Raw genomic sequence first — 12,080 nt, forward strand, 5'->3', positions numbered from 1 at the left:
ATTTAACACAGTATTTTAAAATCATTCAGATTCGGATCTGGCTGAACTTGGGTTTGAATAATCCGGGAGACTTCTGCCCGGCTCGGCCCTACCAGACTTCGTTTTAAAAGCTCTTGAATGACCTGTTCATCTCCTACAACCATGGCTTCAACTTCACCCGTTTGCAGATTCTGGACATAACCTTTCAATGCTAATTCCAAGGCCTGCTTTGCAAACCAGCGCCGATAACCCACTCCCTGGACCTTGCCCTGAATGAGCAACTTCATCGCCTTATTCATCACAACTTCCTGTATTTACTACACGATATACTGCATCATGCATATGATGGGCCTGCAAACCACGCATGCCTTGCTGAGCCAGTAAGTCACCCGCCAAAGCATGCAAAGTCACAATTTCATGCAGATGAATTTTCCCGGCAAATTGCGCTTTTAAACTTGCAGTCATACCGGCCAAGACATCGCCCATGCCTCCCGTGCCCATTCCGGCATTTCCAGCGGTACAAATCCACAATTGATCTTCCAGAATCAGACTGCCCGAACCTTTCAGTACCCACTGGCCAGCATATTTTTCCTGAAGTCGATGAATGGCTGCAATCCGGTCGCTTTCCACCTCTTTTACCGAACAATGTAACAGTTTTGCTGCCTCCCCCGGATGCGGTGTCGCGTAAGAATCTGCTTTTAATAATTCAGGATATTCAGCTAAATACCACAGTGCATCTGCATCTAGTACCACATGTAAATGTGCAGAAGCATTCATTTTAGGGAACCATTTAAAATACTGCTGTTCTGACCAGCTGTCACGGCCGAGTCCCATCCCGAAACTCACCGCATCAACATGATCCAATAATTGCTGAATCTCGGCTTTAGTCAAGGCGTTGATATCACGTAGCATAATATTCGGCGCACGGGCCAAAATTGCGGTGTGATGTTTTTCATGACAGACGACAGTGACTTTTCCCGCCCCGGCACTAAAGGCCGATTCGGCAGCCATCATCACCGCACCACCCATATCTGCATGCCCGCCGACAATGAGTACATGACCATAACTGCCTTTATGACCAAAAGCCTCACGTTGGGGTAAATGGATGCTATGCGATGAAAGCTGAGCAAGCGGTTTTAATTCCGTGTCTGTAGGAATCAGGGAAATGACCTCAACCTGTCCGGCAAACTCCTTACCTTGACCGGTAAACAGTCCTGCCTTTAAGCCCAGAGCCGTATAGGTATAATCTGCCTTGATAGCACTTGGTAAAGGCTGACCACTATTGGCCTGTATCCCGCTGGGAATATCAATGGCAATTTTCAAACCGGTTTGGGCATTAATCGTTTGAATAATCTGCTGCCAGTCATCACTCAGTTCACGGTTTAAACCAATTCCGAACAAGGCATCGATAAAGCAGTCATAGGGTTTCTGAAAGGCAAAATCTGGATAAATTTTTATCCCTGCATCTACCGCTTCTTGATAGGCGCTGTGTAAATCTTTTGATGCACCCAATTCAGCGGCATAAATATCAACATTAAAACCATACTGATTTAAATATTTAGCCGTCAGATAACCATCGCCTGCATTATTGCCCTGCCCACAACAAACTGCGATATTTTGTATATTTTGTTGCTGGAAAAGATGAACTAAGCGCTGCGTAATCTTCCAGGCTACTTGCTGCATTAAGCCATAAGAACTGTTTTGCTTGGCAAACCAGCGTTGTTCCCATGCTTGAATACTTTGGCTATGATAAACAGGGCTATGGTAAACTTGCTGAGGCATTGTTCTTCCTTTTTTATATCATTATGACTTCTTCCACACCTTCACAAAAAATTCCTGTAGATCAACATGATCCTGAAGCGCTGAAAGTGTGGATCAAAGCGCAGGCATTGCAATTAGGCTTTAGTGATTGTGTCATTGCCAAACCGGATGCTCAAGAAGAATTACCGCGTTTTCAGGAATATTTAAAACGTGGCTATCATGGCGAGATGAAATTTCTAGAAGAAAATCTGGAAAAACGCGCCAATCCTACTTTGCTGGTTCCCGGAACAAAAAGTATCATTTGTGTACGGATGAACTATCTGGTGGAAACACCCAAGCCGCGTTATGTGCCGGATGAACCGAATGCTGCCATTATTGCACGCTATGCCCGTGGCCGTGATTATCATAAAACCATGCGCGGTCGCTTAAAAACCCTCGCAACAAAAATTCGTGAAAAAGTCGGCGAGTTTGAGTCGCGTCCATTTGCTGACTCGGCGCCTGTGTTTGAAAAATCTCTGGCAGAAAATGCCGGCATGGGCTGGACAGGCAAGCACACCCTGCTCATTCATAAAAAATCAGGTTCATTTTTTGTTCTGGGTGAACTGTTTACTTCTCTTGATCTGCCTTTTGACAAGCCAGCCACCCCACACTGCGGTTCGTGTACGGCTTGTATTGATATTTGTCCCACTCAGGCGATTGTTGAACCGTATATGCTGGATGCACGTAAATGTATTGCTTACCTGACCATTGAATATAAAGGCATCATTCCCGAAGAATTGCGCCGCGGTATTGGTAACCGGGTGTTTGGCTGTGATGATTGCCAGCTGATTTGTCCCTGGAACAGCTTTGCCAAGAAAGCCAGCATAGAAGATTTTAACCCGCGACATGGTCTGGATCAGATCAGTTTACTGGATTTATGGCACTGGGATGAACCGACATTTTTAGCCAGTACTGAAGGCAGTCCCATACGACGTACCGGTTATCAAAGTTTTATGCGAAATATTGCGATTGGTTTGGGTAACGCTCCCTTTTCTCAAGAAATTATTGAAACTTTAAAGCAATCTTACGAACAGCATGATGAGATTGTGCAAGTCCATATTGATTGGGCGATTCAAGAACAGCTGTTAAAATCCAATTAAATTTTTACGCTCAATTTAAAATTTAATTCCCTTTTTTAAGATTCAAGATAGTGACAAAGTTTTGCGCTAAGAAAAAACATAAGCTCCAGATCAGAACAAACTTATAAAAATAGTAAAAAAACTTTGCAGCGATATTTACAATAAAAAGCTTTAGTTTGTAACTAAATATACAATTTTAGCATAACGAAAAATGATTAAATTTAATCGACAGATACCATGAGATTTGGTCAATTATGCCTTTGGTTTTAGCATAAATTATGTATGATAAAAGCAATGAATAATGATGATTATGGATTTTCATTCATGAATGTACGCAATGACTGGACACGAGATGAAATTCAGGCCTTATATAACCAGCCTTTTCTGGATTTAGTTTTTGAGGCACAACGGGTTCATCGAGAACATTTTGATGCCAACACGATTCAAGTCAGCACATTGCTTTCAATCAAAACCGGCAAATGCCCTGAAGATTGCAAATACTGCTCACAATCGGCACATTACGACTCGAAACTGGAAGCGGAAAAACGTATTGCAGTAGATAAAGTAATACAGGAAGCCAAAGAAGCGCTTGCTTCCGGTTCATCGCGTTTCTGCATGGGTGCAGCCTGGCGTAATCCGCATGAACGCGATATGCCCTATGTACTGGAAATGGTGCGTGAAGTGAAGTCACTGGGTCTGGAAACCTGCATGACTTTAGGCATGCTCAATCAATCGCAGGCAGAACGTTTAAAAGATGCAGGCCTAGACTACTATAATCACAATCTGGATACCTCACGCGAATACTATTCCAATGTCATCAGCACTCGTACCTTTGATGACCGTTTAAATACTTTGGATCATGTCCGTCAAGCAGGTATGAAAGTCTGTAGTGGCGGAATTGTCGGCTTAGGTGAAAACAGTAAAGATCGGATTGGTCTTTTGTACGAACTCGCAACGTTACCAATTCACCCTGAATCGGTGCCCATCAATATGTTGGTGCCTATTGAAGGCACACCACTGGCCGATGTGGAAAAACTGGATATTACCGAGTGGATTCGTACCATTGCTGTAGCCCGTATTATTATGCCAAAAAGCTATATCCGCCTGTCAGCAGGGCGAGAATCTTTGTCTGATGCCGATCAGGCTCTGGCTTTTATGGCAGGTGCCAATTCGCTCTTTTCCGGAGAGAAACTCTTAACCACCCCGAATGCTGGCGAAGGCAAGGACAAACAATTATTTGATAAATTGGGTTTGATTGCAGAAAAAGCCAAACCGACGGTTAAAGAACTTTCTGTAGATGCAATGGCAAGTTAAACCGCCCATCTTGTACAAAAAAGCCCATATGGGCTTTTTTTTATTTGAGCATTTAGATAGAACTAATCAAAATACCATAACGTGCATTGAGGTAATTCCCCTCACGAATAATATCCGCCCCATTGGCATGGTAAACTACTAACTCTTGAGTAAAAGTGTCATAATTGAACGAATCAAAACAATCCTGATGATGGCTTAACCAGACCAAAGTGTCTGCCAATCGATCAGTTACAATATAAGTATCCGCCGTAAAATCAATGCTCATAAGTACAGTTTCAAACAGTTTTTAGAGGTGTATTGTAACATTCTTATCCTTTTTTGATTTTTGCTGCTTTCTCAATCATTTTGCTTTTTTTATTTAGTTGCGGTGAGTCATGCTGAAAACATTGTTAGCATGGCAGTATTGTAGAATTGAGCTCTATAAAGAATATCCAAAATACTGACTGTAGTAGCATTTATGCTTTAGCATCCCAGATTCAAGATATTTCAAACCTAAATAATCAAAATAATTTTTCTAAAAATACAAAGAATGATAGAGCTCAACTTGCTCAAGTTCGCATTGAAAACCTAGATGACCAATTACATAAAATTTTAATTATTAATTACTATTAATTTTTATTTTTTCAAAATTAAAAAGTGAGCATTATGCTCACTTTTTAATGTTCAATATAACTCAATTAAAGTGGCTTATTCACTCCACATTTCCTACATTCCTTATGTTCCCCAATTTCTTCCATGTGTTCATATTCATACACATGTAAGCAAAATAATTTCATAAGTAATTGAAGCATCGTCCCAACTCCCTTCTGATTGTTTTTAAAATTTAACTTTTTTAAAAATACATTTCATCCCGAAATATCAATGTGATTAAAAAAACATCACCCCCTATTTATTACCATATTTTTATGATAATTCAAATAACTTAACCATAATTTATGACAAAAATTACAAAATAAAAATTCCCATTCATACCTTAAAGGGCTTTGTTGCATATACCTGTGATGAAGGCTGATTAGGCAATACAATTTTCACATAAATAAGCCTGCCCCCAAAAACTTATCGCACAAGCAATTGCTCTTCTTACAATTTACAAGCGAGCTCTAATCAATCGTGGAAATATCACGATTTGCTTTGATGCTAAAACTCAGAGTAGGCAAAGTCGAATGCCTAAACAAGGACGACATCAAACCTATTTTGATACCGCCATTCAATGTTGCTTAATGCTTAAATCCCTCTTTCGTTTATCTTTAGCTATGGTCACTGGCTTTGTGCAAAGCTTGATTAAGCTTTGTGGTTTGGATTGAACACCCCCTGATTATTCCATCATCTATAGAAGGCAAAAGCATATTGATATTGCGATATTAGGAGATAAACTCAGCGCAAGGAATTTTCAGAGTCAGGTTAACGAGATTCATGCACGCATAGCAGTGCTGAATAAATTCACCGAATTAGGCAGGCCTCCCCCAAGTAGTTGCTTGAATTTTGCTGGTTTGAGGAATGTTTTAACTTTTAAATATTTATGCAACAAAGCCCTTTAAAACCATAAACCCACTCCTCCAAATTTGTGCCTTTGATGATTATAGTAGAAAGAGATTTATAACGTTGGGCTCTATGGTTTTTACATAAAGACAAGGTTGCGAAATTGATCCACAATAGAATAGAAATTGATAGCCTCGCATTATCTACAATCTAAAGAATGCAAGGTTAGTTGATGAATATTAATGAGATAAATCACCTTTTAATAGCAATACACATATATTTCAAATAAATCACCTTTATTTTGTTTCAATACGAAAAATACATCTTTAAGTTACTGAAATAATGGTATTTATGCCAAATTTTTATAAATATAATTTCTGAAATACATATCCTGGAACCACGCTTTCTTGGACAGGCATTAGTCTATTTAAAAAACTTCTAATCGATAATTTCAAGTTTAAAAAAAATATCAGTCATTCTAAATAATTGAATATGTTATGCATGATGGATGGCTAGAGTTGTTCGATTGGCAGGGTAACTTAACTCATGGCCCTAGTTATATTTTTTTAAGTTTAATTTTTTATTTTTGATTCAGATTACGGTATAAATAAATTGCATTCTACAAAAAAAATGATTAATATTCCGCCGCTTTATAAAAACAAACACAAGTAAAAAAATTTTAAGAAATCGATGGAAATTATAAAATGCAAGAGAATAGCAGGAATATTCTAGAACTGCCTACTGTAAGAGAGATAAGAACACAACTTAAACCGTTGATGCCTGAAAAGGCTTTTGAATCAAATCCTTCTCAGCTTTTACCACTTACATTACATTTATTAGTAGTGATCATAAGTATTAGTGCACTACGCTTTAATGATTCGATGATTATATTGCTCATCATTGCAGTTTTAGCAGGTAACAGCATCTTTTGTATTGGAAATCTTTGCCATTATCTTGGTCATGGTTTGATTGTGCGAAATAAAAATTGGCGATATTTTACTGAGTATGTATTTTTTGCAACATCACTCACACCTGCTACCGTTTTTAAAGTTGTACATAATAAATATCATCATGCATATACAAATGGTGACCAAGATACTTTTCGGTGCTTTGCTGAAAAAGAGCGGACAACTATACGAACAATATTAAGGTTAATTTTCTTTCCTAATAAAAATATTCCTTGGAATCCATTGGTTCTTATCTCTTATAACCTGGTACTCATGAACCAGATTATGGGTGCCATGTTTGGTATTGGAAGAAATGGTAATGTTGTAATGCCAGTTATCCCTACGTACACACCACGCCAGCGTGCCATGGTATGGGCTGAGATGTTGGGGGTATGCGCATTTTTATTTATTTTGTATTGGCTTGGTGGTGCAGATACATCAGCTGTGATTGGAATTACCTTGAGCTATTTAGTAGCTGCCTCTATTTCCTGTTTTTATATATACACTCAACATGATACTGAAGAGTTAAGTAACGACAATCATCCCTTAATCAATAGTGTTAGCCTTAATCCCAATCGCTTTTTTGACTGGTTGCATCACAATGTAGGCTATCATGTTGAACATCATTTGTTTCCTAATATGAACTATCGTTATGCAAAAGCTCTCTCAGCATTATTGCATCAGCATTACCCTCATTACTATAAAGTCCGTCTACGTTTAGAAATCTGGCAACAACTGTTTTGTAATGATATCTACAAGCCTAACCCTGAACAGTCAGCAGCTCCGCTATACCCCGATCTAGACGAGAAGAGTTCATGAAAATGAACTATGAAAACAATTTCCAGACTAATGAATCAATCAATGATGAATATCAGGATATCATTATCGTTGGTGCTGGATTGTCTGGTATTGCAGCTGCATATTATTTAAAACGACAATGTCCACATAAATCAATACGATTGCTAGAATCTCGTGATCGAGTCGGTGGTACATGGGATTTATTTAGCTATCCAGGTGTACGTTCTGATTCAGACATGTATACATTTGGTTTTAGCTTTCAGCCGTGGTCTGCTCAGCAGTCAATTGCAGATGGTAATGATATCCGTGACTACATTGAAAAAACTGCCGCTGAACAGGATGTTCTTAAATCAATTGATTTTGGCTGCCAATTAATAACAGCAAGCTGGTGCAGCAAGTCAGCACACTGGACATTGACTGTCCAGCGCAGTGGACGTGAAAAAACCGATACGATCCGTTGTTGTTTTCTGATTTTTTGTACTGGTTGTTATGATCATAAATTAGGCTATAAACCGCAGTTTACTGGTGAATCTTTATTTAAAGGTGAAATTATTCATCCACAGCAATGGCCGAATCATCTCGACTATACTGGTAAACACATCGTAGTTATTGGGTCAGGAGCGACAGCAATTACCCTAGTACCTACTATGGCAAAGACAGCAGCTCATGTCACCATGTTGCAACGCTCCCCCTCATATATCATGAGTATGCCACGCAAAGACCCATTTGCATATTTGTTACGCTGGGTATTACCGGCATTCATGGTACATCACATTTTGCGCTGGAAAAATGCACTTTTTTATACGATATCTTTTGGAATTGCACGTAAATTTCCGCGCCTAGCCCGTATTTTCCTAAAGAGTCATATGTCTCGTGCAGCAGGCCCTGATATTGATGCCAAACATCTTTCACCATCCTATATGCCTTGGGATCAGCGAGTATTGGTAACAACGGATGGTGAATTATTCAAGGCGCTACGTGAAGGCCAAGTCTCAATCTGTACTGCTGACGTGCAAGAATTTACCCCTCAAGGTGTATTGACCAATACAGGTGAACTGCTTAAGGCCGATATTATTGTTACCGCTACAGGCTTCAACATGCAGTATCTTGGAGGCGTGTTTGTAAGTATTGATGGTGATGAATTTAATATTGGTAATTCCGTGCTTTATCGTGGTTGTATGCTGTCTGGTTTACCAAATACAGCCATGTTATTTGGTTATACCAACTCCTCTTGGACACTAAAAGCAGAAGCATCTATGCGCTTTTTTTGTCGCATGATTAATTATATGGATCAACAGGGGCTGAATACCGGAACCCCAACCATTGATCAGTCTCATATAGAAACAGAGCCATTTTTAGAAATGACCTCAGGATATATCGGACGCGCTGCTGGATACATCCCTCTTCAAGGCCGGTCTTATCCATGGCGATTAAAACAAAATTACCTCTACGATCTGGCGGTACTACAATTTGGCCGGATCAACGATGGCGTATTGAAATTTACTAAAGCTGAAAAGTGACCTACCACTACAAAGTCATCCCTAAATTAATAACAAATGGACTTAGCCATGGACAATATTTATAAAAGATTCCACCAAACAGCCATACGACTACCGAATAAGTGTGCAATTCGCTATGAACAACGTAGCATTGACTATCAAAATTTACTTCAAGCAGTAGAACGGGTTGGTAAACAGTTTGAACAGGCTAACCTTATACCAGGAACGGTAATAGCCCTATATTGTGATAATACTATTGAATATATTGTTGCTTATCTAGCAGCGGCTCGCAATCAGTTGGTGCTAGCTACACTTGATGTCCGTTATACCGATGCTGAATTAGCTGCTATTGTTGCAGAGTCTAGACCTGAATACATACTTGTTGAGAAAGACCGTCCTTTTGTTCACTCAGTATCAGCCGGACTTGAGTCTGGTCACATTATTGAAGTTCAAGATGATTTATCCCTATTCCTCATTCCCCTTAATCATCAGCTCCCACGTCATCCAGAGTTGACACCGACAGATTTTATCATTCAATACTCATCTGGCTCCACGGGAACTCCCAAGGGAATCAGATTAAGCCAATATGGCTTAATCAATAAACTGGAAAACTGGATTGCAACACTTTCTATCCTTGAGGATGATGTATTACTCAACACCCTCACCTTGAGTCACTGTTATGGCATGTATGTGCATACTTTGACTGCACTATTTAGTGGTGCGACAGTCGTTATGCTCAATTTGGCCATGCTAACGCCACGTCGTATCGCCACAACTATTGAGGAACAAGGAGTAACAGTATTTGGTTCACTACCTTATATGTATCAATTACTGGCAGATCTCCCACAAAACTACCAACCCGATTTCACACAAGTACGCTATTTCATTTCGGGCAGCGCACCGCTAAACGAGAAAACAGCGAAAGATTTTATGCTGCGCTTTAATCGTCCGATTAATCAGGTATTTGGCCTGACGGAAATTGGGTTAATAACCTTCAACCGCAATGTGAACGATGTAATGTCTACGGGTTGCCTGACAGCAAATATGGAAGCTCGTATTATTAATGCACAAGGCGAAGATGTTGCAGAGGGTGAAGTTGGAGAATTACTCGTGCGCTGTGCCTCCATGGCAAATGGCTATTTAGGTCATAGTGAGGAAGAGAAAAATAATTTTGTTGATGGCTGGCTACATACTCAAGATTTTGTATACCGTAGCAACGATTATTTCTATGTTGCTGGGCGAAAATCACATTTTATTAATGTCGGTGGCAACAAAGTCAGTCCTGTGGAAATTGAAGCTTGCTTAACTACTCATCCTGCAGTGAAAGAAGCTGCCGTTGCAGGTATAAATGATGATTATACCGGAGAACAGATTATTGCCTTTGTAGTCATGGCTCACCCAGCCACTTCCTCAGAGCTATTAGTCCATTGTCGAGCATATCTTGCAGCATATAAGGTTCCTACACGCATCATACAAGTTAGTAGCATCCCCAAATCACCGCTTGGAAAAATACTTAAAAAAAATCTCCTGGAAGACTGGCTTCGAGAAAGCAATCAATCGGTGCAAAAGGTATAAATGATGACCTCATATACAATAAGCGGCTATCGATCTGACTTTGTTGCCCCAGAATCCAGTGTAGCAATTCATCAAACACTCTCTGTGGTTGATCAAGCTATTTCACACATGCCTGTACACAACCTGTTGTTATATCCAGGTTTACCCAATTTTTCACAAATGCGGGCTGCACTCGTAGAGACACTATCTATACAACCCGATTTTTCCGGACGTTTACGTCGAAACTGGCGTGATCTCGGACGTGTGCGAATATGTAATTCAGAAGCAGGTATATTGCTTGAAGAGCAGCAGGTAAATGCTCCTGCAAGCGCTATTAATCTGCGATGTCCTGATCAAGCATTAATTTTTTCAGCACCTGAACCAGCGGCAAGCGTTGTTAATCAAGATGAGCCTCTGATACGGTTAAGAATCAGCCGCCTTTCCGATGGATCAGCTGTGCTTGGAATTTGCACGATACATAGCCTCACCGATGGCGGTGGACTGAGTCTTTTTTTACACAATCTTGCCCGAATACTTCGTGGTCAACCTGCTCAGCCCGTAGAGTTGGGACGCTATGATATTGAACACGACTTCAATGACTGGCGACATGGTTTGAAGATGCAGCAAGCAACTATTCAGCGCACTCTCTTCTGTCCAAGTCGAGACATCCAGCAAGTATACAATGGCTTGAATAGCATAAAACGCAAATTTTCACCCCATCAAAAGCCACATGCAAATATCAAACCTGCTTTGTATGTTTGTATTGACCAAAGTGGTGTAGAGCAGCTGTATAAACAACATGGTGTAGTTGTGGGTCATGTATTAAATGCCATGGTGTTGCAAGCATTGTCGAAGACCCGTTTTGCTCAAGGCAAGCACTGTATTATGTATGTTCCTGTACTGGATGTCCGAGGACGTATTTATCCAGATAACTACACAGGCAATGCTGTACTCATGGGCGTTTCAGAAGTAGCTATGTCATTGGTTCAAGAAGATAACCTGAAGTCTTTAGGACTAAAACTATTTGCTGACAACATGAAAGCCCTAAAAAAAGATTCTTTGCGTGCTTTTATTTCATTGATGCGTTTTTTTCGAGCTGAGATTTTTTTTCATCTGCTTAAAAATGAAGTATCGATCATGATTGATAATATCAGCGAACTATCTTTTGCCTCTGTTGACTTAGGTTACGGCGTACCAAACCACATACAAATGCCGCCTCCATCCGGTATCCGGATGCCGTTCGTTTATATTTACCGCACCCAAGATGGCGGACTAATGTTTCAACTGTCTAACCCATTTGGTGACTGCAGCGAGTTTTGTGAACAGTTAGCAATAACAGTAAACAAAAATTTGCCAGGTCACGGCAGTATCATAAAGACTGAAGGATAAAAATAATGCCAATACTTCATGATATGGATGCAATCCTACGAGAAGAACTAGGACGTCGTAACTGCTTTCCAGAGCATATTCAGCCTGAAGACCAGCTGACCTCTTTGGGATTTGATTCATCCAGCGTGCTAAGAGTGATTTCTGTAATGGAAGAGCACTACGAGCTTGACTACGAGAAAATGACAGATGGTCTTTGGACTGTTGCTGATCTGCTTCGACTCATTTCATCAAAGTAGAGCGCT

Annotated in this window: 10 protein-coding genes and 1 pseudogene; 8 read left to right on the forward strand and 3 right to left on the reverse strand. The window is 40.1% G+C overall.

What is annotated here, in order from left to right:
• Positions 1–2: 2 nt before the first annotated feature.
• Positions 3–278 carry an acylphosphatase gene (locus tag B9T26_RS01140; protein WP_086197979.1) on the reverse strand — a complete coding sequence of 92 codons (276 nt, stop codon included), beginning with the start codon at positions 276–278 and terminating at the stop codon, positions 3–5.
• Positions 271–1,761: an NAD(P)H-hydrate dehydratase gene (locus B9T26_RS01145; RefSeq protein WP_086197980.1), complete on the reverse strand. Its 1,491-nt coding sequence runs from the start codon at positions 1,759–1,761 to the stop codon at positions 271–273. The genes B9T26_RS01140 and B9T26_RS01145 overlap by 8 nt, the downstream gene beginning before the upstream one ends.
• A gap of 23 nt (positions 1,762–1,784) precedes the next feature.
• On the opposite strand from B9T26_RS01145, the gene queG reads away from it, so the two are divergent.
• Both queG and bioB read left to right on the forward strand, forming a co-directional pair.
• The gene (queG, locus tag B9T26_RS01150; RefSeq protein ID WP_086197981.1) at positions 1,785–2,879 is read left to right on the forward strand and encodes a tRNA epoxyqueuosine(34) reductase QueG; all 1,095 of its coding nucleotides are present in this window, start codon (positions 1,785–1,787) and stop codon (positions 2,877–2,879) included.
• A gap of 303 nt (positions 2,880–3,182) precedes the next feature.
• On the forward strand, positions 3,183–4,172 hold the full coding sequence (bioB, locus tag B9T26_RS01155; RefSeq protein WP_086198036.1) for a biotin synthase BioB: 990 nt from the start codon (positions 3,183–3,185) through the stop codon (positions 4,170–4,172).
• 52 nt (positions 4,173–4,224) lie between these two features.
• Here the strand turns inward: bioB and B9T26_RS01160 are convergent, their stop codons facing one another.
• Entirely contained in the window at positions 4,225–4,437 is a 213-nt protein-coding gene (locus B9T26_RS01160; RefSeq protein ID WP_086197982.1) for a hypothetical protein, read from the reverse strand.
• Between the two features lie 771 nt (positions 4,438–5,208).
• On the opposite strand from B9T26_RS01160, the pseudogene B9T26_RS15935 reads away from it, so the two are divergent.
• The 6 genes and pseudogenes from B9T26_RS15935 to B9T26_RS01190 all read left to right on the forward strand — a co-directional run.
• Positions 5,209–5,473: pseudogene (locus B9T26_RS15935) on the forward strand (transposase); the annotation flags it as partial.
• A gap of 882 nt (positions 5,474–6,355) precedes the next feature.
• On the forward strand, positions 6,356–7,417 hold the full coding sequence (locus tag B9T26_RS01170) for a fatty acid desaturase family protein (RefSeq protein ID WP_086197983.1): 1,062 nt from the start codon (positions 6,356–6,358) through the stop codon (positions 7,415–7,417).
• Complete coding sequence (locus B9T26_RS01175) at positions 7,414–8,916, forward strand: flavin-containing monooxygenase (RefSeq protein WP_086197984.1); 1,503 nt, start codon at positions 7,414–7,416, stop codon at positions 8,914–8,916. The genes B9T26_RS01170 and B9T26_RS01175 overlap by 4 nt, the downstream gene beginning before the upstream one ends.
• Positions 8,917–8,964: 48 nt before the next feature.
• Positions 8,965–10,470: a class I adenylate-forming enzyme family protein gene (locus B9T26_RS01180; protein WP_171262898.1), complete on the forward strand. Its 1,506-nt coding sequence runs from the start codon at positions 8,965–8,967 to the stop codon at positions 10,468–10,470.
• A gap of 3 nt (positions 10,471–10,473) precedes the next feature.
• Positions 10,474–11,838 carry an acyltransferase gene (locus B9T26_RS01185; protein WP_171262899.1) on the forward strand — a complete coding sequence of 455 codons (1,365 nt, stop codon included), beginning with the start codon at positions 10,474–10,476 and terminating at the stop codon, positions 11,836–11,838.
• Positions 11,839–11,843: 5 nt separating this feature from the next.
• Positions 11,844–12,074 (forward strand): acyl carrier protein, encoded by a 231-nt coding sequence (locus B9T26_RS01190; RefSeq protein WP_086197987.1) that lies wholly within the window; start codon positions 11,844–11,846, stop codon positions 12,072–12,074.
• The last annotated feature ends 6 nt before the right edge of the window (positions 12,075–12,080 follow it).

Origin of the sequence: Acinetobacter sp. ANC 4169 (assembly GCF_002135355.1) — a bacterium.
Classification (GTDB): domain Bacteria; phylum Pseudomonadota; class Gammaproteobacteria; order Pseudomonadales; family Moraxellaceae; genus Acinetobacter.

What these genes read in the sequence shown, in the direction of transcription:
- B9T26_RS01140 (WP_086197979.1), bottom strand. Translation starts at nt 278, where the DNA reads ATGAATAAGGCGATGAAGTTGCTCATTCAGGGCAAGGTCCAGGGAGTG.
- B9T26_RS01145 (WP_086197980.1), bottom strand. Translation starts at nt 1,761, where the DNA reads ATGCCTCAGCAAGTTTACCATAGCCCTGTTTATCATAGCCAAAGTATT.
- queG (WP_086197981.1), top strand. Translation starts at nt 1,785, where the DNA reads ATGACTTCTTCCACACCTTCACAAAAAATTCCTGTAGATCAACATGAT.
- bioB (WP_086198036.1), top strand. Translation starts at nt 3,183, where the DNA reads ATGAATGTACGCAATGACTGGACACGAGATGAAATTCAGGCCTTATAT.
- B9T26_RS01160 (WP_086197982.1), bottom strand. Translation starts at nt 4,437, where the DNA reads ATGAGCATTGATTTTACGGCGGATACTTATATTGTAACTGATCGATTG.
- B9T26_RS01170 (WP_086197983.1), top strand. Translation starts at nt 6,356, where the DNA reads ATGCAAGAGAATAGCAGGAATATTCTAGAACTGCCTACTGTAAGAGAG.
- B9T26_RS01175 (WP_086197984.1), top strand. Translation starts at nt 7,414, where the DNA reads ATGAAAATGAACTATGAAAACAATTTCCAGACTAATGAATCAATCAAT.
- B9T26_RS01180 (WP_171262898.1), top strand. Translation starts at nt 8,965, where the DNA reads ATGGACAATATTTATAAAAGATTCCACCAAACAGCCATACGACTACCG.
- B9T26_RS01185 (WP_171262899.1), top strand. Translation starts at nt 10,474, where the DNA reads ATGACCTCATATACAATAAGCGGCTATCGATCTGACTTTGTTGCCCCA.
- B9T26_RS01190 (WP_086197987.1), top strand. Translation starts at nt 11,844, where the DNA reads ATGCCAATACTTCATGATATGGATGCAATCCTACGAGAAGAACTAGGA.